Source organism: Ekhidna sp., from assembly GCF_965212185.1.
Taxonomy (GTDB): Bacteria; Bacteroidota; Bacteroidia; order Cytophagales; family Cyclobacteriaceae; genus Ekhidna.
Genome location: NZ_OZ243102.1, coordinates 88209 through 114244, shown reverse-complemented (window position 1 = coordinate 114244; position 26036 = coordinate 88209). Strand labels below are relative to the sequence as shown.

The following is a 26036-nucleotide window of genomic DNA, read 5'->3' as shown; positions in this document are numbered from 1 at the left end:
GGTAACCAAATCACGAATATGTCAAAGGGTAAATTTCCTATCTACTTCTTTATAGCAATTGTTTTTTTAGGGCTAGCCAAATTGCTTCAAGTTGCTGTTTTCGATGCAGATAAGTATAAAAAAAGTAAAGAAAAGAGCTTTTCAAAAAATAATAAAGTAGCCAAAACCATTACTAAAGAGCCCAAAAAGACTGAGTCACTTAAAGATACTTTGACTGTATCTACTCAGACTGAGATTATTTCTGATACCTTAAAGGTTGAAGAATTAGAAGCTGTTCAAACCGAAAACAATTCAGAACCATCCACAAGCAGTTTTGAGGGAAGCAACAATTCTTATAAAGGGTTATCAGATCTTAAAAACACTTACCTAGCTCCAATCATTGCCAATTTACCTTCAGGACAACTACGTGAAGATCTTGTAATAAGATACTATCGGCACGATCAAGATGGTGATAAAGTTTTTTCACTGAAAAAGCTGGGTTACTACATCCATGAAAAAGAAGCGACAGAGACCGCTGGTCTTGGAAGTAATGTTATTTATTATGGAGATGATGTGTCTATTGAGGATATTCAGATAGTGGCTTACACATTAATTGATGAGGGGTTACCGCTTAAATCTATACAACCAACAAGTTTCAATTGGAAGTCCAACGCCATCGAAATTGGGACAGATCCTGACTTGGATAATTATTCAAATCTGACGGCTGAAGATATAAGTAACTTTAGAAAGTAGTTAAAATCTTACCTCAAAGGTTGAGAACCCCTGCTTTGGTATTTCTTCGACCTTAATGCTTTCTACTATTGCATTGGGTGGGCCGATTGTACACCACTGCTTAAATTGGCTAATTGCTTCTTGCTTTCCCTCCACCTCAATGATGACAGATCCATCTCGTTCATTTTTTACCCAGCCTTTCAACCCCAACTTCTGGGCTCTTTCTTCGGTCGAAGCTCTAAAGAAAACTCCCTGGACTTTGCCGGTCACTTTAATTCGAAAGCTGATCATATAGATTGTTTAGCTAGTTTTTCATGCAATTCTCCCATCTTCATGAGTCCCGCACTTCCATACCATGGGTGTAATTCCATGATTAACCTGCCTGCCTGTACGGCAGGATCAGTTTTGGTTAATTCTTCTGCCTCCTCTACTGATTCTACTGCAAAAATGTAAATTCCTCTAACCTCCCAATCATCAAAAAAAGGTCCGGCCATTACTAATTTCCCCTCTTCAGCCATTTGGGTAATATTATCTAAATGTGCCCTTTGAATTTGTGCAGCTTCGGTAGAATCTTGATTGCGGTTTGGCCCTTCTTTTAATAAAGCCAAGACATATTTTCTCATACCATAGTCATCAGCACCTGTTTCTACAGCTAACAAAGAATCATATACATTCTCATCTTCTAAAGGATCTTTAGAAGATATTTCTTGATGCTGTGAAGGTTGACACGAAAGGATAACAAAAAATAGAATGTTGATTATAAAAAAGTTCTTCATTGGAGAGGCATTTTCTCCTAAAGATCCTAAAATCAACCTTCTTCTGCAACCACTTCTTTTACCTCCGGCACCATCCGCTTGAGAAGGTTTTCAATACCATTTTTAAGGGTAATTGTTGAGGAAGGACATCCGCTGCATGAGCCTTGAAGTGTAACAGTCACTACACCATCCTTATATGATGAAAGCTTAATTGCACCTCCATCCATTTCTACAGCAGGTTTAATATATTCTTCAAGAACCCCTTTGATCTTAGCTTCAGCATCATCTCCAGTTAATTCTTCATCCAGATTATCTGTGATCTCCTCAGTAATTATCGATTTACCTTCAGTGAGAAAATCTTTGATGAAGTGTTGAACCTTGGATTTAACTTCAAACCATTCTGTTGCTTCTTTTTTGGTGACAGTGATGAAATTACTCATGTAGAATACACCAGTAACAAAATCAAATTCATTAAAAAGGGCTTTAGCAAGAGGAGCTTCCGAAGTACTCTCGATGTTTGGGAAGTCTCTGCTAATGCCTTCTGGCATTAGCATGAAGTTGGCTACAAACTTCAAAGAATTCGGGTTTGGATTAGATTCCGTATAAATATTGACCACTCTAGGTTCCTCAGTCATCTGCATAGTTTGAATGTTTAGCAATACAATTACAAAGTTCGTAGAAAAGTTCGAAAGAAGCCCAGTTATCTACGTTATAACACCTACCATACTTGTATAATCGTTATTTATCACCCTAAATCAAAAAGTCATGGTAACCAGAAAAGTACAAATAACTATTGTAGCCACGCTAACAATAGTAGCATTTGCTCTATGTCTCTATCTTTCTTATGTAATGCTTGCCTGAGCTTCGGGACTGAGCTCGCCCTCTGTGCCTGCAACGAGAGTTGCCACCGTAGCATCTCCTGTCACATTTACTACTGTTCGCAACATATCAAGTGGTCTATCTACAGGAAAAATAATGGCAATCCATGCAGGGTTTAACCCTACGGATCCCAATACAATCATCATCATAATTAATCCAGCACTAGGTACTGCAGCTGCTCCTATAGATGCGAGAGTTGCCGTAAGGACTATCGTTAACTGCTGTCCAACGGATAAGTCAACCATGTGTAATTGAGCCATGAATATAACAGCCACGGCCTGCAATAAGCTTGTTCCGTCCATATTCACAGTAGCACCGATGGGTAAAACAAAGCTGGCTACATTTTTAGAAACTCCCATGTTGTTTTCAACACACTTCATAGTAACAGGGAGAGTAGCAGCACTTGAGCTTGTAGAGAAAGCCATTAATTGAGCAGGGCTGATATTTCTAAATACTTGTTTATACGTCATTCCTTTTACAAAAAGTATGAGAATGATCGGATAAACTATGAAAATCAATGTTCCGAGCCCAACGACCATAGTAAGAGCATACGAACCAAGGCTTCTAAAAATTTCTAACACTTCAGAAGGAGAATCAGCCATTTTAGCAATAACTCCTGCCAATAATGCAAAGACAAAATATGGAGCCGCTTTCATTACCAATTCCACCATCTTTAGGAAGATTTCATTGATACTAATTATGAACTTCGCTACCGGCTGTGCTTTATCACCTACAATGGCTATTGAGATACCAAAAAAGATTGCAAAGAATATCACTTGAAGCATTAAGGCATTATTAGAGATAGAGAAAACAAGATTCTCCGGAACCATATCCACTAAAAACTGTAGTGGAGAAGCTTCTTTTGTTGATTCCGCATTACTCTTAAGTTGCTTAACTTTTTCATCTATTACTTGCTCGGAACCAGAAACCTCCAATACCAAATCAGCATACTCTGGATCATTCAGGAAGTTTTTATTGTCCTTTATTTCATTTCCAGATTCGTTTGCCCAGAGCTCATATGAGATCCTATTCTTGATTCGCTGAGTTTCGTCCAGAAATGTACCTGGCTTTACTGTATTAACCAATAATAAACCAAGTGTAACTGCCAAAACGGTTGTCACCAGGTAGAATCCCAAGGTTTTTGCACCCATTTTACCTAATCTGGAAATATCACTTAGACCTGATATCCCACTTATGATAGAAAACAATACCAATGGCACTGCAATAAATTTTAATATGCGAATGAAAATGGTGCCAAAAGGATCAATCCAATTGATGGTAAACTGATTCCATCCAAAGGCACTTGAGATAAATGCATAAACCACTCCGGCCACCAGGCCGATAATAATTTTTACATGAAGGGGTAGATTTTTCATATTTTCAATTCGCTATTGAACTAATTTTTAATAAGTCCGTTAGCCTCGCAATTTATTGGTTTGTGCTAATAAACAGAAATCTGCCATCACCAGGGCTGACATAGCTTCGACAATTGGCACAGCTCGTGGCACCACACATGGATCATGACGGCCTTTGCCTTTGACAATGGCTTCATTACCGTCTTTATCTATTGATTCTTGGTCTTGCATAATGGTAGCAACTGGCTTAAATGCTACATTAAAAAAAATGTCTTCTCCATTAGATATTCCGCCCTGTATTCCCCCAGAGTGGTTTGTTTTCGTAGAAATATTATCTTCTTGCTTTCTAATAATATCGTTGTGCTCCGACCCCCTCATTCTAACGCCTTCAAATCCACTTCCTAGTTCAAATCCCTTAACAGCATTTATTGATAACATTGCATGTCCCAAGGCAGCATTCAGTTTATCAAAGAGCGGCTCACCTAAGCCAACTGAAACACCGGTAATAACACCAGAAACAACACCTCCAATGGTATCTCGATCTTTTCTCACTTGATCAATTAAGGCAAACATTTTTGAAGCCATTTTTTCATCAGGGCATCTTACCTCATTCTCATCGATTTTAGAAAGGTCCAACTCGGAATATGGTGTCTCCAATGAGAGGTCGCCGACCTGAGAAACATAGGCCTGACATTTCGTGCCTATTTGATCTAAAACCAATTTAGCAATTGCGCCAGCGGCCACCCACCCGGCAGTAATCCGAGCAGAACTTCTGCCTCCTCCTCTATAGTCGCGAATACCATACTTTTCCTGATACGTAAAATCGGCATGAGAAGGTCTATAGACATCTTTTATATGATCATAGTCTTTACTCTTTTGATCTTGATTGTGAATCAAAATTGTTATTGGAGCCCCAGTAGATTTTCCTTCAAAGACGCCCGAGAAAAAAGAAAATTCATCTTGTTCTTTTCTTTGAGTGGTAATTCTTGATTGGCCAGGCTTTCTGCGGGCTAATTCATTTTGAATAAATTTTTCATCTAAATCAACCCCTGCTGGACATCCGTCAATAACTACACCCACTCCTTGACCATGGGATTCTCCGAAAGAAGTGATCTTAAAAATGTTTCCGAATGTATTTCCCATGCAGTTATGCCGTTTTTTTAAACAGCAGGTAGGCTGTAAATCCTAAGGTTAAAACGATAAAGATATTAACTAAGATCGTAAACCAACTATTTCCATCAATGGCTTGAAGGTCATTATCGGCGGTTGAAATTTGATCGTAAAAATCTCCTAAGTCATTTGAAGCAATCGATAAGTTTTTTCTACTATCGCCAGTGACTGAAATACGGTACTCTGAAGTAAGTGTATCGTATCTGTCAAGCGATGGATTATAGTAAACCCATGAAAAGAAATCAGATAAATTATAATCTCCTGGCTCATTTGGAATTGCATAAAAGTCAAAGCTTTTGACTCCTGTTACTTTTCCAGCGGCACGATTTACTCGCTGTGTCACATTAGGTGCATAGAAATCAAAAACATCGTTTTCTTTAGGGCTAGGGGGCTCTATTGCACTAATATTTCCTTCACCAACTATATTGAACGCATAATTGAAACTTTGGCCTGTTTCTAAACGGTCAGTGCTTAGCTCTTCATCAAGTTGATAGTTGCCTACTACAACTTTATCCTTCAAAGGATGTGGAGGTAGATCTTTCACCTTGACTGTCTTTTCCTTCGAGTAAAATGTTTCATAATCCTCCTGCCTATTTCGACCAAAGAATGATGGATTCTTAGCCACATTATACTTGATCATCTTTAATCCAATGGATGGAAATTCAATGTCTTGTTGGGTGAGCGGATAGTATGCGGTTTGGTAGATTTTGTATCTAGTATAATTTCTTCCGCCAATTGAAACTGGATCACCGGATATCTGATCAATATTAAAGTTCTCCTCCCAGCAATTTGGTGGTTTTACTGTTTTTACAATCTCCGTTATTTGATTGGCTAAATCATAAAATCTCATTTCTGCACGATTAGATTCCGCAACATAAAATGCCAGAGTGGCTGTAAATCCTTCTCCCACATAAACCTCATTTTTATCAAGGGCCAACGCCACAAATGCATCTGCTTTCACATCAACAAATTCCTCTGCTTCACTTCTTCCTCCAAAAAATTCATCGAATGGATCACGGCCAAAAGGGCTTTTCCGTGCTTGCCGCTGAACTGCTTCCCCAACAATAATTTGAGTCCCTTCGGATTTAACTTCCGTACCATTGATAGTCATTTCAAAAGGTGCAAGAGTGAAGGTGCCCTTTTCAGTAGCTTGATAGTTTTGCGTAAGACTTTGGGTGGATGACATTCTCCCATTTACATAATTCGTAGTGGTAGAGGAAGAAGTACCTCTTTTGATAAATCCATCAATATTAGGAAACTCGCTGTACTGCTTAAGCCTATCATTCTCAACCTGAACAGTAATCGTAAAATACTGATTGATTCCTATCTCATTTTGTCCTATCTTAACGGAAACATCCTGACAAAAAACGGAGGTAGAAAAAACCAATACGGCAGCACAACCTATGAGAATCTTGTTCGTTAATTTCATGTAACCCTCGTTATTTTACTCAAACTAAATGTTAAAGATTATTATCCATCAAACCAGAACGCCAAATTTAAGGTGTGGGTTTGATCATTAACAATTATTCACATGCTAGAGTACTTTAAAACTATTTTATCGAAAGTAAGCTTTGATAAACGGCTATTTGAAAAGGAACTAAAGAAGGCAATCAAGGCTCTTATTCCGGATGAAGTCGTTTTACTCAAAGAATGGTGTTATCGAAAATTTGGCAGGCAGTATCAACCAATTTTAGCTTCCTGCTTCACATAATTATAAAGCCCCGAATCTTTATAAGGTCCGGGGCTTATTTTTTTATTCAGTTTTCTTTATTTCTTTCCCTGAAATTTTTTCAGGATTTCAGCCATATGCTTACCAGCAGCTTCTCTACCTCCAAGCCCGTATGACAATGCCACAGCCACTGCTATTGCACCGAGTGTTAGACCAAAGGCCAATTCCACGATACTGTTTGCAATGCCCATAGTTCTAAGCGCAATGGCTAAAAAAAGTCCAATGATAGCAACTCGTGCTATTCCTGCTACAAAAGTATTTTCTCCAGAGCCGTTCATGGATTTGAAAATAACGGAGCTGAGGAAATTACCCATTACTAATATCATTAAACCAAACAGTACATTACCAGAAAGATTGAGAATTGTGTGCAATACTTCCGCCAGGCGATCTAAGCCAAGCATCTCAACTCCAGAGATCACTCCAAAAAACACCATGAAAAAGAAAATGATATTGGCAACTATTGAAGATAATTTCTGATCTCCTAATATTGATTTTAGCTGTAACTTATCAATGAAGCTGTCCAGGCCAACATTTGCCAATAAATCTTTAACAAATGAGGTAATGAACCTTCCTCCAATTGCAAAAATTGAAATTATTAATATCGCTCCTATGATATTAGGAACAGAATCTAACATTTGATGCAGGACATTATTCGCAGGATTCGTAATGGCTTCCAATTCAAGCGCGTTAAGTCCTTGAATAATGAATGGAATTAATACAATAAAGAACACAACTTGCTGAATGAAATAGACAAGTTTTTCTGTTTCCTTGAATCCAATTTTATTAGCAAGCCTATCAATTACGCTACCTGCCATTTTCACAATATTCGACACAAATTTTGCAATAACATATCCTACAAAAAATGTTATAATACTGATGATTATTTTAGGAATAAACTCAATAAATCCTTCATACATACCCTTGATTGGATCCAGGATATAGCTTACACCTAGCATTTCCAGGACAATAAGAAGTATTATGAACAGCAGGATGTAGTAGACGAAATTGGCAATAAATTTATTTGTGTCTACAATTGTATTACCTAGCAATCGCTCATCCCACTCAGTTCTTTTCATTAACCCATGGACGATTTTCCTTATAAGAAGTGCAAAGAGCCATCCAATAATAAAAACTATAACAGCACCAACAACTCCTGGTAAGGAATCATTAATGGAATTTATAAGGCCTTCCAAATAATCTGGCATATTCATGGTTAGATAGGTTTTGTTAAAATTAATCTTCTATTAATCCAAATATAAGGATTTTAGTAACCGATCTAAGCCACTAGTTACTGAAACTTACGATACCACTCGACCATCCTCAAGCTGGACAATTCGGGAACCATATCCTGCAAATTTCTCATTGTGGGTCACTTGGATGATCGTCATGCCCTCACCATGTAATTGCTTCAAAACGTCCATAACCTCCTCTCCTTGAGATGAATGTAGATTACCGGTAGGTTCATCTGCTAATAGAAGCTTTGGCTTTCCAATAATGGCTCTTACAACCCCGACGAGTTGTTGCTGACCACCAGAAAGCTGCTCCGGGAAAAGATCTTTTTTAGCTACCATGTTAAATCGATCCAGCATTTCTGCAATCATGCTGGCTCTTTCTTTGCCTTTTACACCACGGTAAATAAGCGGGGTTTCAATGTTTTCATAAACAGTGAGTTCGTCAATGAGATGGTAAGCTTGGAAAATAAAACCTATGTGTTCTTTATGGATTCTGGAAATTCGTTTTTCTCTCAATTTATGAACGGGCTCATCCATGAAATAATACTCCCCTTCTGATGGCTTATCCAGCATTCCAATTATATTGAGTAGGGTTGATTTACCTGAACCGGAAGGACCCATAATGCTTACAAACTCTCCTTGATCTATTTCAAGATCTATCCCTTTTAATATGAATGTCCTCTGATATTTAGATTCAATGAATTTGCTAACGTCTTTTAGGTTGATCATGTAGTCGAATTGTAATGATTAGTTCGAAAATACTATTTTCTTGGTGATCACTCCATTTTTAGAGTGAACCGAAACTAAATAAACGGTATTATCTTCAAAAGGATAAGGTAAATCTATTTTTGAGTTTTTCTTCGTTTCCAATTGCTTTAGTATGATTCCATCAAGACCATAAAGATATACTTTGCAATCTTCCAAATTCTCTAAGTTGATCCCGATTCGGTCTTTATTGACATCAAAAAATATGTCTTGATCCAACACTGAGCTAACTAATTTATTTTCATCACAACCCACTCCTATCATCGTATTCGTTGAATACTCTACGTAATCAATTGCTTCATTATTCAAAGTTCCTCTTACACTAAAAATGACACTACTTAAACCTAATGATGTAAGGTCATCACTAGCTATCTCAAGATTCAATTCAACCAAATCAGCAGTAAATGTTACTTCTTTATTTTGATCATTCCACTCTGAAACGTTAATTCCATTTATCATTAAAGGATTTAAATCAGTTATAAAATTCAGTTTAAGTGACATTTGAGCTGGATTTCTGATCGTTACCTTTCCATTGAAGTCTTGGTTTGAATCTAAGCATATTAAAGATGGAGCTTCTAAAGAAAAGAGCGGTTCCTCAATTTCAATCACATCAATTAATACATCAAGTACACTGAAGCCTATGAGCATTGGTGTTCCATTTACTTTGCGCCACTCCTCTACCTTAATTGCAACCGAATAGCTTCCAACCGATGCAGGACTATCCCAGAGTAAATCACCAGTTAAGCCATTTAAATCAAAGGTTACATCACCTCCATCCCTTAACTTTTCACTACTTGGTAAAGTGTATCCTTGTACTTTAACTCCTGACTCTTGTAATGGAGTAATTAGTTTATATCTCAAACTGTCTCCATCACTATCTAAGTGAGCAAATGTTGACATTAGTTTTTCACCTGCTACAGCATTAAAGCTTGAATTAGTTGCAAGAACAGGAGAGGAATTTCTTATCAGAGGATCTACAATTACAGATGCCTCAACGTAAAAACTAGTTGAAATGGAACCTGAAATATTATTAACATTAGCTGTTCTAAAATCCTCGGTATAAGATACTATTGGATTGCTCCCTCCCGCATATTGATGATATAGGGTAAAGGTCCACCTCTCAGTTCCATTGCCTAAATCTTCTACCGTCTGCCAGGGTATTTCTTCACTCTCATCATCACCATAAAATTCTCCATCTCCAAAATCAAAAATCCCGCGACCAAACGGTACACCCTCTATATCTCTATACCCAACGAAAGTATACTTGACTGTGAAATCGTCTGTAAAACTGTAGTAAATCTGCCCTCTTTTTAAGTGCGTGGCACTTAATTCAAGACAGGGAATAATAAGAATAAGTGTGAGAAGCTTTTCATAGCTTAAAAAACTAGCAAAAATTGATCCTAACTCATTCGTACTTATAACCTCCCGGATTTTCTTCTAAACTCACACCTAAACCAAGGACAATTCTATTAACGAAATTGAAGTAAGCAATCACTAATGTTGCATCTAAAATTTCCCGATCTGTAAATCCTTCATCCTTGAGTGGGTTTATTAATCCAGCGTCATTCGATTTTTCAGGATGCATGGTTAGCTCCTTCGCAAATCGGCAAAGGGCTTGTTCTTTTTTGTTTAGTGGTGCTCTTTCAAAATCAGTTTGAAATGCTGCTAATTTTTCATCGTCTTTCCAGAAATTTTTGACCGCTTCCAAATGGTGTATTTGACAATATTCACATTTGTTAGCAATGGAAACGATCACAGCCATCATTTCCCTATGGACCCTCCTCAATGGAGACTTTCCAAACATGATCGTCATGTAGAGGTCCATGTGATTGGTGATTGATTCCGGATTGAGTGATTGTATCTTATGAACCTCGGCAATCTTTCCTCTGCTTTTTACCAGCCCATCATATATTTCCTTAAGAGTGCCTTCTGCCAGTTCCGGTTGAATTACATCAATATAGGGCATTACAATAACTCATTAGCAAGATTGGCAAGCTCTGATCTCTCACCTTTCTCAAGGGTAATGTGAGCAAACATTGGATGATCTTTAATTCGATCAATCAAGTAGGACAATCCATTAGACTGTGAATCCAGGTATGGTGTATCGATTTGATAAATATCTCCAGTGAAAATGATCTTTGTATTCTCACCAGCACGAGTAATTATCGTTTTCACTTCATGAGGTGTAAGATTTTGAGCCTCATCTACAATGAAGAAAATATTGGACAAGCTTCTCCCTCGGATGTATGCCAATGGAGTAATCATTAATTTCTCCTGGTTTACCATATCTGTAATACGTGTAAACTCTTTATCGTTTTCTCTGAACTGATGCTGAATGAATTTTAAATTGTCCCAGAGGGGTTCCATATACGGATTGAGCTTGGATTTAATGTCTCCAGGTAAATAACCAATGTCCTTATTGCTCAATGGGACAATGGGCCGTGCCAGGTATATCTGTTTGAAATTTCTTCTTTGCTCAAGTGCAGAAGCTAATGCCAAAAGTGTTTTCCCAGTACCCGCTACACCATTTATGCTCACCAATTTTATCTCTGGATTAAGCATGGCATGCATGGCAAAAGTCTGCTCTGCATTTTTTGGCTTTATTCCGTATACCGCCTGCTTTTCAACTTTCTCTACACTATCCTCAATGGGATTATAATAACCGAGAACTGAATTCTTTTCGCTCTTTAAAATGAAGTAGTTGTTAGCTGGGAATTTCTTCCTCTTTAGGATTTTTTTTCTATCTACTACATTCTTCTTAAATAATTCATCAATGTGCTCTGAATTAATATCCTCCAACTCCGTCATTCCGGTGGTTAGCGTATTTACATTTTTGATTTTACCGGTTTCGTAATCCTCAGCCGGCAGTTCCAATGATTTTGCCTTGAGCCTTAGATTAATATCCTTTGATACCAGGGTTACTCTTCGTTTTGGTTCTTGCTCTTTTATAGTCAAAGCAGCGTTCAAAATGCGATGATCATTTTTTCCATCATTGAAGACTTGAGTTGCATCCAGAGTGCTGTCAGTATCCATGATCACTTTGAAACATCCTTTGGTTTTGCCATTTAAAGGAATCCAATCTTGCAGACTATGATCTTTTGCCAATCGATCAATCAGTCGAATGAATTCTCTAGCTTCAAAGTTTTTAGTGTCATTGCCTTTTTTAAACTGATCTAACTCTTCGAGTACAGTAATGGGTATTCCTACATCATGTTCAGCAAAATTGAGAATGGAGTCATGAGAGAATAGAATAACTGAAGTATCAAGTACAAAAATTTTTTTCTGCTTGGAAGTTTTAGCCATACGAAGTAGTGGTTTACTGTTCCTAAAAGGATAGTCTGTAATATTGGAGTTTCGCTTCAAAAAAAGAAGTGAAAGTGAATGAAATTCTATAAAATTATTCTACTGGCATATAGATGTCGCCACCTTTTCTAGGTTCAATTTTTAAAGCACCAGATAAAGCCAAATGGATTAACTTATTAGATGCAAGCTTTTTATTAAGCCCACTTAGCTTTGTGTACTCATTCAATGTAATGCTTGTATTGTTTTCAAAATATTTAAAGAGCTGACGTGCCTTGTCTTCAAATTCTATCGGCTGGTTAGCTCGCTTGCTTCTCTTTAGAATTTGTCTCAACTCATAACTCGCTTGAATTGACTGATCCTCAAAGCGAACAAAAGCTTTTCCGTACCTGTGCTTTTTTTCAAGAAATGCGAAATGTGGTTTGTTATTACTTTCAGGGATCTGATAATGTAAGATTTCAATATCTTCTTTCACCAGTAATATTTTAACAGTGAAATCAATGAGAGGTCTACACAATTCATTGATGGCCTTAGTTAGCACAAACTCCTCATCTTCTGGATATTTTAAACCAGCGAGAGAGCCATTATCTTCTACCCCTACAAATAAATTACCCCCTTGACTATTCGCAAATGCGACGACTTCACGGATTATTTTTTCAGGGTGATTGGCCTTCTTTTTGAACTCTACAAATTGGCCTTCTCCTTGTCTAATTAATTTAAGTGCTGCTTTGACTTCCTCATTCATCGTCCCCCATTTCTGGCATGGAAAACATGCTTGTAAACAAATCTTTGAACTGCATACCTTGCTCCAACTGATGTTTGCTGAGAAGGCTATATTCTGCCAATCCAAATAACGCAAATTCCATCAAAAAGTATTTAAATCCTTCGTGAGAAGTTTTTTGATACTTGTCTATTAAAGACTCCAGTCCAGGAATATTTTTCAACTCCTTTCTGTATTCTTTTTCTGAAGCAGAAAAAATCAAATCCACCATATTCCCTTTTTCAAACCATTCCTTAATCGGTTCATACGGATTTCCTTTTTCTTTTTTTCGCTCTTTCTCAGGGTCAGGGAAATAGTTAATGAATTGGGATCTAATTGCTTTCCCAACTAGGTTATTTGCAACAATGCCCGGCCCTTCTTGCTCTCCCTCATATACCAACTCAACTTTTCCGGTAATTGAAGGAATGACTCCTATAAAATCTGTTAGTCTGACAGCTGTTTTTGATTCTCCACTTTCAAGCATCCTTCGTTCACACGCACTAACCAGATTTTCATATGCGGATATAGTCAAACGAGCGGACACACCACTTTTCGCATCCACATACTCACTTTCGCGGGCCTCCAATGCTATCTGCTCCACTAGATCTTTAGCTAAATCAAATAATTCAATTGCATCTTTTTGATCTTCTGCCAGCATTGCTTCTTGCTGAGTGATCTTCTTACCAATCTCGATCGATGAAGGATAATGCGTGATGATTTGACTATCGATTCGGTCTTTAAGAGGTGTTACGATCGACCCTCTATTGGTATAATCTTCCGGGTTTGCGGTGAATACAAATTGAACATCCAGCGGCATTCTCAGTTTAAAACCCCGAATCTGGATGTCTCCTTCCTGAAGGATATTAAAAAGAGCTACTTGAATCCGAGCTTGTAAATCAGGAAGCTCATTTATTACAAACAGACCCCTATGAGATCTTGGAACAAGTCCAAAATGGATCACTCGTTCATCTGAGTAGGGAAGTTTAAGACTAGCCGCTTTTATAGGATCAACATCACCAATTAGGTCTGCGATTGTAACATCTGGGGTTGCTAGTTTTTCGGTATATCTCTCTTCACGGTGCATCCAGTTAATCGGAGTATCATCACCTAATTCAGCAACCTTATCTCTAGCAAATTTTGAAATGGGGTTTAATGGATCATCATTCAAAGGAGCTCCCTCAATAACAGGAATGTATTCATCAAGCAATCCTGTCATCATCCTTGCCATTCGTGTTTTGGCTTGTCCTCTCAGTCCTAAAAAATTGATGTTGTGACGAGATAAAATGGCACGTTCTACGTCAGGGATAACAGTATCTTCATATCCCCAAATACCTTCAAAAACGTTACGCCCCTGTTTTTTACTCTGAATTAAATTAGCTCTTAGCTCTTCTTTGATGCTAATCGGTTTATAACCAGTATTCTTCAATTGACCCAATGTGTTAATCTTCAACAATTGGTCAACACTTAGTTCTCTATAATTCATTAGAATTTTTTTCTTCTATTTCTTCGATAATCTTCAAATATGAGGTTGCCCAATCCTTGCAAGCTGCTATAGTAGGCATTGCCATTATTTGCTTCAGTAAAATCTCTTACAAACTGTTGTAGATAAGGATCAGATGCGATCATGAAAGTAGTAATTGGAATGTTGATCCTTCTGCATTGAGCCGCTAGATTCATTGTTTTGTTTATGATCTTAGGATCTAACCCGAAGCTGTTTTTATAATACTTGATCCCTTCCTTTAAGCAGGTAGGTTTTCCATCAGTTATCATAAAAATTTGCTTGTTTTTATTCTTTCTTCTGCGCAAAAGATCCATGGCCAATTCTAAACCTGCAACAGTATTGGTATGGTAAGGCCCAACATTCAGGTATGGTAAGTCTTTTACTTCAATTTGCCATGCGTCATTTCCAAAAACGATGACATCCAATGTGTCTTTGGGATATTTCCGTTTGATCAGCTCCGCCAGCGCCATAGCCACTTTTTTAGCAGGTGTGATGCGATCTTCTCCATATAGTATCATGGAATGACTAATGTCAATCATTAATACTGTGGAAGTCTGGGTCTTATACTCTCGTTCACGTATTTCCAGATCATTCTCAGTAAGTGTAAGGTCATTCAGTCCATGATTAATTTGCGCATTTCGAATGCTTTCTGTCATTTCGATTTGCTCAATCGAATCGCCAAATTGAAACTCCCGATAGTCAGATGTAATCTCATCTCCAATTCCTGTGTGATCAGACCTGTGATTGCCCTTACCTGATTTTTTTAATTTCCCGAAAATCTCTTCGAGGGCACTTCTACGAATTTCCTGCTCACTTTTTGCTGTAATTCTCAGCTCTCCTTTTTCGTTCTTGTCGTCAATGTATCCCTTGTTTCGCAAGTCGTCTATGAAATCGCCAATACCATATTCCGAATTAGAAATATGGTGTTCACGATCAAGATTGGTCAGCCAACTCAATGCTTCATTCACATCACCAGATGTGATTACCAGCAATTGAAGAAAGATATTGAGCAAATTATCAAACGTATTTTGCTCGTGATTCTTTTCAGGTATAAATTCAGTAAATCGGTATCCGATCATAACATTAACTTAACTAAAAAGGGGGAAGAATGATTTCCTTCTAATGAGAGAATAATGAAATCAGAATTTTTTGCGTTAAATTAACCTAAGAATAATGACCAGAAATGCCAGGCAGACGTCCCATATTCGCGACATTGATCACTAACCTTTTTTGGGGAACTAGGGATTTTTTATTTAGAGCTACTCTAGAGCCTGCTTCGCATGAAAAAAGAAAAGCCAAAGAAGCCAAGAAAGAGGCTAAGAAAAAAAAGGAAGAGAAATAATTATTTCTTTGGCATAGTTCCAAATACCAAATCCCAGAATGGCGATGAAACTCCAAAAGCATTGCCCGGATCTTTATAGTGGTGAATGCCATGATGCACCCACAGCACCTTCCAGAAGTTCTTAGGTGGCTGGAAGGCGTGTACCATATAATGTACCCATAAGTAGGAAGCATAGCCAATCAAAAATCCTGGTAGAAATGCGTAAACGCTAGCACCCATAATGAGCTTGAACAAGAAGTAAAATGCTGTAGCAAGCGCTAAACTCAATGGGATTGGCATTGCTAATCGATCTTTATCCTTTGGATAATCATGATGGACGCCATGTACTGTATAGGCAAATTTCTCTTGCTTTTCATTTTTTGGGTGCAGATGAAATACGAATCTATGCATCGCATATTCAACAAGCGTAAATGCCAAAAGACCTGCGAAAAATAACAAGGGAGCACTTAAAACTGTGAGGTGAGATTCTATGAATCCGTAGATCAATAAACCAGTAGAAATAATTGAAAACAAAGTTAACGGAATTGCAATGTGTGTTCTCGTCAGCTTTTCCATGAACTTGTTCTTGAAAAGTGCCTTCGTCCCCTTTATGTGTGGTTTATTCTTTAATTCCATTGCTTTCTTTAATTGTGACAAAATTATTAAAAAGAAACCCTAATTTTTCACAAACTTTCTGATAAAGACTTTTTATGTTTTTCTAAAACTGTATTGTAAAATGCTTCGTATTTTGGTAAAATATTATTGACATCAAATTCCTTGGCTCTCGCCAATGCTCCGTTCTTGAACTTCTCAAGATTGTTGTTATCCAAAACATGTATTGCTCGCTTCACCATTGTATCAATATCCCCTACATCGCAGACATAACCAGATTTACCCTCTTGATTTAATTCCGGAATTCCTCCAGCATTGGAAGATATCACGGGTACTTCACAGGCCATTGCCTCAAGTGCTGCCAAGCCAAAACTTTCTTTTTCTGATGGCATCAGGAACAAATCTGCAACCGACAGTACTTCTTCTACCGCCTCTAGCTTACCAAGGAAACGAATATCTTCTGTGCAAATTTCTCGAGCCATATCTTCCATCCTTTTTCTCTCAGGTCCATCACCTATTAAAAGGAGTTTTGATGGTACAACTTTTCGAACCTCACAAAATACTTTTAGAACATCATCGACTCTTTTGACTTTTCTAAAGTTGGACGTATGTACTAACAACTTCTCCCTATTAGGACATATTGCTTTTTTGAAATGCTCTTTGGGCTGTTTCTTAAACCTGCTTAGGTCAATAAAATTAGGGATTACTTCAATTGGCACTGTTATATCAAAATGCTCAAGTGTATCGTTTTTCAAGTCTTCTGATACGGCTGTTACGCCATCAGACTTATTGATTGAAAAAGTAACAACAGGTTCATTCGTAGCATCTTTTCCTACGATTGTGATGTCCGTACCATGCAAGGTGGTGATGAATGGCACTTCATTTCCTTTTGTTTTTAATATCTGCTTTGCCATATATGCTGCTGATGCATGCGGGACAGCATAATGCACATGTAAAAGATCCAATTTCTCGTTTATCACAACGTCCACCATTTTACTAGCTAGTGCTAATTCATATGGTGCATATTGAAAAAGTGGATAGGACTTTACACTTACTTCATGATAATACAGGTTTGGATTAAAGAAGTCCAGTCTGGTGGGTTGTGAATAAGTGATAAAATGTATTTCATGGCCCTTCTTGGCAAGCGCCTTTCCGAGTTCTGTAGCTACAACGCCACTTCCACCATATGTAGGATAACATACTATTCCAACCTTCATGCTAATAGGTAAATTTCTTCAAGTGGATTTAACCGCCACTTAGCTAAATAAGTTTCGTTAATTTAATTTTTTGAGGGATTGATAAATCACATCATGAATCTGAGTCCTGGTATTCAATTCACCAAGTCGCCAGTTATTTGCATCTGGATAGATTCGATTGGAGAGGAAAATGTAGATCAAATCTTGCTCTGGATCAGCCCAAACCATCGTTCCTGTAAATCCTGTATGACCGAAACTCTGGTCGCTTGCATAGGAGGATGCAGAATCTTTTTCGCCATCCTTCTTGTCCCAACCAAGACCCCTTCTGTTATCATCAAAATAACGGACATTCAACTGAGATAGCGTTTCTTTAGAGATGTATTGATGCCCGCCAATATAGCCGTCATTCAAAAACATGTACATCATTTTTGCCAGGTCTCTTGCTGTAGAAAACAATCCTGCATGCCCAGCAACTCCACCAAAAACAAGTGCATTGCGATCATGCACTTCCCCCCAAACCTGGTAATTTCTATACCTGTTATCATATTCGGTGGGTGCAATGTCTTTAGGTGAAATCCCATTTTTTATTGGTGAAAATGATGTGCGACTTAATTCCATCGGACGATAGAATTTTTCACTTAAATATTGATCAAATGGCTGATCTGAAACTTCTTCAACTAATAAGTGAAGAATCATAAATCCCAGGTCACTGTAATTATAGTTTTGAGGATTTTTAATAAGCTCAGATCTTACGATGAAGCTTTTTAGAGAATCCAACATACTTGGGTGTGGTTCAAGTCCATATGTCCGAATATCTCTCGCTTCATCTTCAGGTGTTTGATAATAGAATGCATCTAATCTATCTCCAGTCATCATCATGCTCCAAAAAGGCACATATGAACGCAATCCTCCATTATGAGCAAGTAATTGTCTAATGGTAATTTTTCCTTTATTTGATCCTTTAAAAGCTGCCAAATGCTGACTCAATGAATCATCAAGATCAATCTTTCCATCATCAATTAAAGAGGCTATGGCTGGAAGTGTAGCCATTACTTTTGTGACGGAGGCGATATCGTAAACCGTATTTCTAGAGACTTCTAAAAGGCTATCATAGGTATAATAGCCATATGATTTCTCTAAGACAATTTGACCGTTTTTTACTACAGCTAATTGAATTCCAGGGGTAGCATATTTTTTTATTGCTATCATTGCTAATGAATCAATACCTAGGTGTGGTTTCACGTGAAATCCAACCTGCTCAGGGTCTGTAAATCCGAGTAAGACAGAACGATCTACTTGCCGCATGCTTTTTAAGCTACTTCGTCCACTTACATTCATTGCTCCAAATAGCATCTGCGCTATTAAAATATCAGAATGATCTGGTTCAATTTGAGGGAAAATAAGTGCAGAATTATGATGATTCAATTCTTTGGTAATAAGTATATCATCGCTTTGAACTTTCCTATCACCCTCCCTAAGATCTACAATGCATGGAATGCCTGGCACCCGATAGTCGAGTACTTCAACATACTGTCGTAATCTCATTTTCAAAGGAAGATCTAGCCCTAGGTAGGTAATTACATCTGTTTTAATTGGAAAAATATGCCCTGGATCATGTGCAAGTGTCCCGGAAGAGAAAATTGCTTTTGTAAGTGAATTTGGTAAATCATACGCTGGCAGGAATTCTGTCCTTTTTGATTGCTTCAAATCCCTATAAAATGATTCTTGGGATTCTCTGGAAACCTTATCACTCCATTTTGAGATTTTTCGAGTATTTGCATCTTGACTTGCTACCCAAATCGTAGGTTTGATACCTGAAGCTGACTCATAATCTTTTCTATTATCAGGTACTGAATATGACAATATTGATTTATGAATAAAGTAAAATGGGGAGTGTTGGTTTATTTCCAGGATCACCTCTTTTTCAAAATCAGTATGATCTAAAGTATCCGGTAGGACCATGTGGCTGATCCCATACGTTCTCCCAAAACTTTCTAGAAATCGATAGTATTCTTTTCGCGTATTCTTGTCAGATACAGCAGCTAATGTGGCTAGGGATGGTAACTTTTTGTCGTCTAAAGGGAGTGGATCAAATTGCTGATCCAACTGAAGTGCTACAAAATAATTGTCATCTTCCAGAAACTGAGAAACATAATTAGACCATTTTCCAAAGTAAATGGTTGATTGTTTTTTATGCCGAATCGATTTATAAAAAGTGTCACCATCAATCCACACCTCCTCCTTTGCTTCATTTTCAGATGCGATAACACAAAAGTTTAAACCCATTAACAATATGAAGAGGCGGTTTTTCATAAATCAATCTTTACTTCTATCATAATTTTAAACAAATTATCGGTGGTTCGAACGTTATTTATTGTCAATCATCAGGATTAAATTTGAACAATTTTTCATTCTTGTCGTGTTCTTTTTACACAACATTTCGATCAATAAATATACCCAATGCGATTTCCTTCTCTTTTTCGTCTTCCAAGACACCAACAATTTCGGATCCAACCACGGTATTACGATCCTGTTAAAGAAGAAATCCGTGAGAGAACCGAACGAATTAAAGAACAAATGGAGGGCAGTGATACGGGAGAATATCATTCGACCAAAATCAATTTCAAACGAAAAACCAAATCAGCGCCTGCCACTTCTATGCTTCAGTTGGGAATTGCCGCTCTATTAGGATTGATGGTCTTAGGGTGGCTCCAGTTTGGCAATGAAGTATTCTACTACATTTTATGGATTATCCTGCCTGTATATCTCCTGTACAGACTTAAAACATTGAAAAGAAAAAGATGAGTGATGTTATTCACTTGCTACCGGATAGCATTGCAAACCAAATTGCAGCAGGTGAAGTAGTACAGCGACCTGCTTCTGTAGTAAAAGAAATGCTTGAAAATAGCGTAGACGCTGGTGCTACTAATATTAAGCTTATTGTTAAAGAAGCAGGAAAATCGTTGATACAGGTTGTTGACGATGGATTTGGGATGAGTGGCACTGATGCCAGAATGAGTTTTGAGCGACATGCAACATCTAAAATCAAAACTTCAGATGACTTATTCAAAATAAAAACGCTGGGCTTTCGAGGAGAAGCGATGGCTTCTATAGCGGCAGTAGCACAAGTTGAGCTTAAAACCAGACAAGAAGATGATGAATTGGGGTCTCAACTTATTATTGAGTCATCAGAAGTGAAAAGCCAGGAACCAATCGCATATTCAAAAGGTACCTCTATTTGTGTGAAAAATTTGTTTTACAATGTGCCTGCAAGAAGGAATTTTCTAAAATCAAACCCGGTGGAGCTCCGCCACATCAACGATGAGTTTCAGAGAGTGGCATTGGCAAACCCTGATATTTCATTCTCAATGGTTCAAAATGATCTTGAGACATACAAACTTGACGCTGGAAAATTAAGCAAACGCATTGTTCAGCTTTTTGGTAAAAACTACCAACAACAGCTGGTACCATGTGCAGAGGAGACAGACTTAGTGAAAATTACCGGATATATTGGTAAGCCAGAGAACGCAAAAAAGACAAGGGGTGAACAGTTTTTCTTTATAAATAATCGCTTCATAAAGAATAGCTATCTCAATCATGCGGTCGTTCGGGCCTATCAAGGATTACTAAAGGAAGACTATTTTCCATTTTATGTTCTTTTTATTGAAATTGATCCTATTCATGTGGACATCAATGTTCACCCGACAAAAACAGAGGTGAAATTTGATGATGATCGCATGTTGTATGGTGTTATCAATTCAGCTGTTCGCCAGGGGCTTGCTTCTTTTAATGTTACGCCTTCTCTTGATTTTTCTGCTGATGTGAGTTTTGAACACCTCAATATTCAACGGGAAAGTCAAAATATTTCCAATAAAAAAGATCGAGATTATAGTTCCTTTAAGTCACTAGAAAGTAATCAGCAGCGTCTGGACAAATTGAATGAGTTGTATGCTTCAGCATCACAAGAGGAAATAGCCACCATAGAGGAGGCAGAAAAAGAGCGGGTGGTGCAGACTACTTTTAGTAGTTCTATCAATCAAAACGTAGAAGCTGAGGAAAAAAAGCCAACTTATCACCTTCACGGACGTTATTTGCTTCGACAGGTCAAAAGTGGCATGGTAGTACTTGATAAGGTTTCTGCATTAGAAAGAATCCTTTTTGAGCAATATCAAAAAGCAATGAACAGTGGAAGTGGCACTTCACAATCGTGTATGTTTCCACAAGAAATCAGCTTGAATCCATCAGATTTTTCATTAGTCTCTGAACTCAAACAAGAAATCAATCAACTTGGATTTGAATTTGAACAAATTGGTGAAAGCCGAATTGTTATTCAGGGGATTCCTGCTGAGCTTGCGCCTTGCAACGAAAAGGAGGTATTTGAAGGTCTAATAGAGCAATATAAATTTAACGCTCAAAAATTAGATCTCCCTAAAAATGAAAGCCTTGCCCGTGCACTCGCTAAGCGAACAGCGGGCAGCAGGTGCAGCAAGTTGAAGGAAGAGGAAATGGATCAATTGATGGACAGACTTTTTGCCTGTGCTCAACCAAACTTTACACCGGATGGTAACCCAACCTATGTTTTGGTTAGTTTAGAGCAAATAAATGAATGGTTTAGAAAAAGTTAGAATATATAAAACGTGTTTAGAAGACTCACTCCTGTTGCAAAAAATATCTTAATCATCAATGTAGCAATATTGCTTCTTTCATCGATGATGAGGCTACCACTCAATGACTGGTTTGGTCTAAGAGTGATCTACTCGACTGAATTTGCCCCTTATCAATTCCTAACATACATGTGGCTTCATGGTGGCATGTGGCATTTGTTTGGCAACATGATCGCAGTGCTGGTATTTGCACCCATGCTTGAGATGGTTTGGGGATCTAAGAGGTTTTTAATCTTTTATCTCGTATGCGGAATTGGCGCTGGGATACTTTATGGTGCAGCTGATGCAATTGAAAAGTTGCCATTAAAAAATGCTGCTGAAGCCTACATGGCAAATCCGAGCCCTGAATCCTTTGAGAACTTTGTGATTAATAATAAATCATATATCAATGTTGCAAGGGCCGGTGAATTGATTGATTCATACTATGAGAGTTCCGCTTATGAAGCTAATACTGTAGCAGCGGTAAGAAGTATATATGATGGTGTAGTTACTAATGGAACCATGGTTGGTGCATCAGGTGCAGTGTTTGGAATTTTGTTTGCATTTGCATTCTTATTCCCTAACACTGAACTCTTTTTGCTTTTCCCACCCATACCCATCAAAGCAAAATATCTGGTTTTCTTTTACGCCATGTATGAGCTCTATGCAGAATTCAATAGGATGCCAGGAGATAATGTGGCTCACCTTGCCCATTTGAGTGGAATGCTAATTGCTTTTGTTTTGTTGAAATTCTGGAAAAATGATACCAAGAAATTTTACTAAGAAATGAACGGAGGAATAAAAGAAGAATTTAGCAAAGCCTGGAGTAAGCCAAATAATGCAGTTGTTCAGATCATTCTGATCAACCTGATTGTGTTTGCCTCAGCTCGAATCTTCAAAGTATTTTTTGATATCAGCAATGCGACCGATACGTTTTTCTGGGTTTTCAGAAAATTACAGCTTCCGGCAGATTTAGGAACGCTAATTCTTCAGCCATGGAGTTTAGTTACCTACTTTTTTACCCACTATGATTTCTTCCATATACTTTTCAATATGCTTTTCATGTTTTGGTTTGGACGAATCATTCAGGAATTTTTGAATAGCAAACGTGTGATATCTCTGTATGTATTGGGTGGTTTAGCTGGAGGTTTGCTGTACATTTTTATTTACAATTTTGTGCCTTTTTATGCAGACAGAGTAACAGAATCTCTAATGCTAGGCGCCTCTGCAGGTGTTTTTGCGATTGTGGTGGGAGCGGCAGTTTTCATGCCCAATTATACGTTCTTTTTGATATTCATCGGACCTGTTAAAATCAAATATATTGCCATATTCTATGTGTTTATGTCTTTCATTGGGTCGACTGGTTCGAATGCAGGTGGAGAAATTGCTCACTTGGGAGGAGCACTGATTGGGTGGCTCTACATCTCTCAACTCAATAAAGGCTCAGATATGGGTAGCTGGGTTATTTCATTTATCCAGTTTGTGAAAAGCATGTTTAAACCTCAGCCTAAAATCAAAGTCACCCATCGGTCAGGAAGTAGAAGGCCGACACAAAAGGCAAGCTCCCGTACTTCTGAAACCAGCAAGACTCCTCAAGCTGAAATTGATGCTATCCTTGACAAGATTTCGGATAAGGGTTATGAAAGCCTTACAAAAGATGAGAAGCAAAAGCTTTTTAACGCTAGCAAGAAATAGCACGGAATTTGTAGCGTATAAGGAAAAACCACTTTCGCTATGAAGAAAATTCTAACTCTAATTATTACAGTTTCCTTAATCTCCTGCAATGATGACGAACCAATATCAGATAATTTATTGGATCAAATGAATACTGTATATCAGGAAATTGAGGCATTGATTGATGTTTCTTGTTCTGGATCAGATCAGTGTGTTGCTACTCCAATAGGGGTTAAACCATGTGGAGGGCCTACGAAATTCATCGTTCATTCTAATAATACAGATGAAAATCAGCTTGGAATACTGGTTGAAAAATACAATTCGCTTAATGCTCAGTATAATGAGATCAATAATTTAGGATCGGATTGCTCCATTGAAACCCCACCAACTATCGAGTGTGTATCAGGGGAATGCCAGGGCGTTGAGGATAAAGCCTACTGAAGACGCTGAAAGAAGAGCATTTCTTGAGGCTTTCCTTTGTTCTTTTCACTGATGGTATAGAAATCCCCTTTGTACCAACAGATTGCCTCACCTTGAGGCTCTGGTAAGTAATCAATCGAAATCGGATTCTAATTTAATATCCGATCTAAAGCTCGTTCGTTTGACTTCTCCCAGTAGTATATCGCACTGTAGTGTTTGAGTAAGATTTCTCCATCTTCGTTCATATCAGCTGCAGTGAAAAGTTTTGATGGAACAGTGCCTTTAGACTTAATGTTAATCGGCTTTTGGTTGGGCACAAAAGGAAAGGAATAAACCATTGCATTTTCTTCCCTCTTAGTTACTAAAACGAACTCATCAAAATTAGTATCATACAATAATGCCTCTGCATCTCTTGCTCCTTCTTCATACCTAAAATTCATGGTTTTAAGCTCAGTCTCTGGTATTTCAACTTTTGCTTTGCCTGTGTATTTTGGTTCTTTCAAGCAAATCAATTGAACATTTTCGTAAATAGCTCTATTATCTCCCGTTTCCGCTACATAGATCAAAGACTCACTCCCTTTATTTACGGTCACAATCTCCTCCCAATCTCTATTTTCAACTCCGTTTAACCTGACCTCCATTACGATTAATCCATTTGGGCCTATTAGGTATAGGATCGCTTCACTTCCACTGTCATTATGCGTCCAGAAATATCCAGGATTCAAGTAAGATTCTTCAAGGCCAGAAGCCTCAATTAATCGATCATCTGTAATGGTCGCAGAGACTTTTTGAGATGAAAATAACTGTATGAATGAGCTACTAGAAAAGAGAAAGAATGCTATTACTAGCAGGGCTGGACTTATGTTCCGCATCCGTTTTAAATTGAAGCATGCAATGATAATGATTTCTGAGCGGACACATTCAGCTCCTCAGTAAAAATTAAGCCACCTTCGATTTATTTGCAAGTTGTCCACAAGCTGCATCTATATCTTTTCCTCTGCTTCTTCTCACACTTGTATGAATCCCCCCCTTGATTAAATGATTTGCGAAACGGTCAATCGTATCAGGATCTGCTTTCGTGAAAGATGCCTCGGAGATTGGATTGTATTCAATAATATTTACTCGTACGCCCGGGACTTTTCTCGCATACTTTAGCAATTTATCTGCATCTTCAATTGAGTCATTGAAATCGTAGAAAAGGATGTACTCAAAAGTGATTCTATTGCCCGTTTTATCATAAAAATAATTGAGTGCCTTCAACAATACATCTAGTGTATTGGTCTCATTAATCGGCATAATGCTATCTCTTTTTTTATCATCTGCTGCATGAAGTGATAGTGCCAGATTGAATTTCACCTCATCATCAGCAAGTTTTTGAATCATTTTAGCAATACCTGCTGTAGATACAGTTATACGCTTCGGAGACATATTCAACCCTTCTTCAGATGTAATCCGGTCAATGCCTTCCATCATCCCTTTATAATTGAGCAACGGTTCTCCCATTCCCATAAAGACAATATTAGAAAGCGGCTTTTGATAGTGTTCTTCAGCTTGATCACGAATAGCTACGACCTGATCGTATATTTCTCCACCGTCCAGGTTTCTCTCTCTTTTCATGTATCCGGTAGCGCAAAACTTGCAACTCAATGAGCACCCAACCTGAGAAGAGACACAGGCTGTCATTCGATCATCAGCCGGAATGAGTACCCCCTCAATTAAATGTTTGTCATGCAATCTAAATGCAGATTTTATGGTCCCATCGTTTGACAGTTGAGAGTTGTCAATTGTTATATGGTTGATCACAAACTCTTTGTTCAGCTTATCACGTAAGGGCTTGGAAAGGTTAGACATTTCATCAAAAGTTTTAGCAGACTTAGACCAAAGCCACTCCCATACCTGCTTAGCACGAAATTTCTTCTCTCCATTTGATTCAAACCAGGCAATCAAGTTTTCCAACGACTCTTTCCGAATATCCTTCATTCTGCAAAGGTATGAATATGATTTAGCTTCTTA

26 protein-coding genes are annotated in these 26036 nt (G+C 37.9%); 7 read left to right on the top strand and 19 right to left on the bottom strand.

The annotated features are described in order from the left end of the window. The first annotated feature begins 18 nt into the window (after positions 1-18). Positions 19-732 (top strand): hypothetical protein, encoded by a 714-nt coding sequence (locus ACOMC3_RS00385; RefSeq protein ID WP_420317537.1) that lies wholly within the window; start codon positions 19-21, stop codon positions 730-732. On the opposite strand, the gene ACOMC3_RS00380 is transcribed toward ACOMC3_RS00385, so the two are convergent. The 6 genes from ACOMC3_RS00380 to ACOMC3_RS00355 form a co-directional block, all read right to left on the bottom strand. Next, positions 733-1002, bottom strand: a complete 270-nt coding sequence (locus ACOMC3_RS00380) for an acylphosphatase (RefSeq protein ID WP_420317536.1) — start codon at positions 1000-1002, stop codon at positions 733-735. Continuing rightward, positions 999-1487 (bottom strand): YciI family protein, encoded by a 489-nt coding sequence (locus tag ACOMC3_RS00375; protein ID WP_420317535.1) that lies wholly within the window; start codon positions 1485-1487, stop codon positions 999-1001. The genes ACOMC3_RS00380 and ACOMC3_RS00375 overlap by 4 nt, the downstream gene beginning before the upstream one ends. A 32-nt stretch (positions 1488-1519) precedes the next feature. Further along, a complete protein-coding gene (locus ACOMC3_RS00370) occupies positions 1520-2107 on the bottom strand; it encodes a NifU family protein (protein WP_420317534.1) in 588 nt (195 codons plus the stop codon). 201 nt (positions 2108-2308) lie between these two features. Then, on the bottom strand, positions 2309-3721 hold the full coding sequence (locus ACOMC3_RS00365; RefSeq protein WP_420317533.1) for a dicarboxylate/amino acid:cation symporter: 1413 nt from the start codon (positions 3719-3721) through the stop codon (positions 2309-2311). 39 nt (positions 3722-3760) lie between these two features. After that, positions 3761-4843, bottom strand: coding sequence for a chorismate synthase (gene aroC / locus ACOMC3_RS00360; protein WP_420317532.1), 1083 nt, complete (start codon positions 4841-4843; stop codon positions 3761-3763). Positions 4844-4847: 4 nt separating this feature from the next. Beyond that, positions 4848-6299 carry a BatD family protein gene (locus ACOMC3_RS00355; RefSeq protein ID WP_420317531.1) on the bottom strand — a complete coding sequence of 484 codons (1452 nt, stop codon included), beginning with the start codon at positions 6297-6299 and terminating at the stop codon, positions 4848-4850. 102 nt (positions 6300-6401) lie between these two features. Here ACOMC3_RS00355 and ACOMC3_RS00350 point away from each other — a divergent pair, with 102 nt between their 5' ends. Continuing rightward, entirely contained in the window at positions 6402-6581 is a 180-nt protein-coding gene (locus ACOMC3_RS00350; protein WP_420317530.1) for a hypothetical protein, read from the top strand. A gap of 56 nt (positions 6582-6637) precedes the next feature. On the opposite strand, the gene ACOMC3_RS00345 is transcribed toward ACOMC3_RS00350, so the two are convergent. The 11 genes from ACOMC3_RS00345 to ACOMC3_RS00295 all read right to left on the bottom strand — a co-directional run bounded on the left by ACOMC3_RS00345 (position 6638) and on the right by ACOMC3_RS00295 (position 19599). Further along, positions 6638-7804, bottom strand: coding sequence for a mechanosensitive ion channel (locus ACOMC3_RS00345; RefSeq protein WP_420317529.1), 1167 nt, complete (start codon positions 7802-7804; stop codon positions 6638-6640). Positions 7805-7897: 93 nt separating this feature from the next. Continuing rightward, complete coding sequence (locus tag ACOMC3_RS00340) at positions 7898-8560, bottom strand: ABC transporter ATP-binding protein (protein ID WP_420317528.1); 663 nt, start codon at positions 8558-8560, stop codon at positions 7898-7900. Positions 8561-8578: 18 nt separating this feature from the next. After that, positions 8579-9496 carry a T9SS type A sorting domain-containing protein gene (locus ACOMC3_RS00335; protein WP_420317527.1) on the bottom strand — a complete coding sequence of 306 codons (918 nt, stop codon included), beginning with the start codon at positions 9494-9496 and terminating at the stop codon, positions 8579-8581. Between the two features lie 505 nt (positions 9497-10001). After that, complete coding sequence (locus ACOMC3_RS00330) at positions 10002-10562, bottom strand: peroxidase-related enzyme (protein WP_420317526.1); 561 nt, start codon at positions 10560-10562, stop codon at positions 10002-10004. Then, positions 10562-11899, bottom strand: a complete 1338-nt coding sequence (locus ACOMC3_RS00325) for a PhoH family protein (protein ID WP_420317525.1) — start codon at positions 11897-11899, stop codon at positions 10562-10564. The genes ACOMC3_RS00330 and ACOMC3_RS00325 overlap by 1 nt, the downstream gene beginning before the upstream one ends. A gap of 94 nt (positions 11900-11993) precedes the next feature. After that, entirely contained in the window at positions 11994-12641 is a 648-nt protein-coding gene (locus ACOMC3_RS00320; protein WP_420317524.1) for a helix-turn-helix domain-containing protein, read from the bottom strand. After that, entirely contained in the window at positions 12634-14139 is a 1506-nt protein-coding gene (locus tag ACOMC3_RS00315) for a magnesium chelatase (RefSeq protein WP_420317523.1), read from the bottom strand. Before ACOMC3_RS00315 ends, ACOMC3_RS00320 begins: the two co-directional genes overlap by 8 nt. Beyond that, complete coding sequence (locus tag ACOMC3_RS00310) at positions 14139-15236, bottom strand: vWA domain-containing protein (protein ID WP_420317522.1); 1098 nt, start codon at positions 15234-15236, stop codon at positions 14139-14141. Before ACOMC3_RS00310 ends, ACOMC3_RS00315 begins: the two co-directional genes overlap by 1 nt. Positions 15237-15499: 263 nt before the next feature. Further along, entirely contained in the window at positions 15500-16054 is a 555-nt protein-coding gene (locus ACOMC3_RS00305) for a sterol desaturase family protein (protein ID WP_420317521.1), read from the bottom strand. Positions 16055-16161: 107 nt separating this feature from the next. Beyond that, on the bottom strand, positions 16162-17307 hold the full coding sequence (gene bshA / locus ACOMC3_RS00300) for an N-acetyl-alpha-D-glucosaminyl L-malate synthase BshA (RefSeq protein WP_420317520.1): 1146 nt from the start codon (positions 17305-17307) through the stop codon (positions 16162-16164). A 57-nt stretch (positions 17308-17364) separates the two neighbouring features. After that, entirely contained in the window at positions 17365-19599 is a 2235-nt protein-coding gene (locus ACOMC3_RS00295; RefSeq protein ID WP_420317519.1) for a serine hydrolase domain-containing protein, read from the bottom strand. Positions 19600-19746: 147 nt separating this feature from the next. Between ACOMC3_RS00295 and ACOMC3_RS00290 the strand changes: the two genes are divergently transcribed. From ACOMC3_RS00290 to ACOMC3_RS00270, 5 genes are read left to right on the top strand one after another with little or no spacing between them, the layout of a single operon-like run. Beyond that, positions 19747-20091 (top strand): hypothetical protein, encoded by a 345-nt coding sequence (locus ACOMC3_RS00290; protein ID WP_420317518.1) that lies wholly within the window; start codon positions 19747-19749, stop codon positions 20089-20091. Continuing rightward, positions 20088-21911 carry a DNA mismatch repair endonuclease MutL gene (mutL, locus tag ACOMC3_RS00285; RefSeq protein ID WP_420317517.1) on the top strand — a complete coding sequence of 608 codons (1824 nt, stop codon included), beginning with the start codon at positions 20088-20090 and terminating at the stop codon, positions 21909-21911. Before ACOMC3_RS00290 ends, mutL begins: the two co-directional genes overlap by 4 nt. A gap of 12 nt (positions 21912-21923) precedes the next feature. Further along, positions 21924-22712 carry a rhomboid family intramembrane serine protease gene (locus tag ACOMC3_RS00280; RefSeq protein WP_420317516.1) on the top strand — a complete coding sequence of 263 codons (789 nt, stop codon included), beginning with the start codon at positions 21924-21926 and terminating at the stop codon, positions 22710-22712. Positions 22713-22715: 3 nt separating this feature from the next. After that, a complete protein-coding gene (locus ACOMC3_RS00275; RefSeq protein ID WP_420317515.1) occupies positions 22716-23624 on the top strand; it encodes a rhomboid family intramembrane serine protease in 909 nt (302 codons plus the stop codon). Positions 23625-23663: 39 nt separating this feature from the next. Then, the gene (locus ACOMC3_RS00270) at positions 23664-24044 is read left to right on the top strand and encodes a hypothetical protein (RefSeq protein WP_420317514.1); all 381 of its coding nucleotides are present in this window, start codon (positions 23664-23666) and stop codon (positions 24042-24044) included. Between the two features lie 128 nt (positions 24045-24172). On the opposite strand, the gene ACOMC3_RS00265 is transcribed toward ACOMC3_RS00270, so the two are convergent. Then, positions 24173-24895: a hypothetical protein gene (locus tag ACOMC3_RS00265; RefSeq protein ID WP_420317513.1), complete on the bottom strand. Its 723-nt coding sequence runs from the start codon at positions 24893-24895 to the stop codon at positions 24173-24175. 67 nt (positions 24896-24962) lie between these two features. Beyond that, on the bottom strand, positions 24963-26003 hold the full coding sequence (rlmN, locus tag ACOMC3_RS00260) for a 23S rRNA (adenine(2503)-C(2))-methyltransferase RlmN (protein WP_420317512.1): 1041 nt from the start codon (positions 26001-26003) through the stop codon (positions 24963-24965). Positions 26004-26036: the final 33 nt, after the last annotated feature.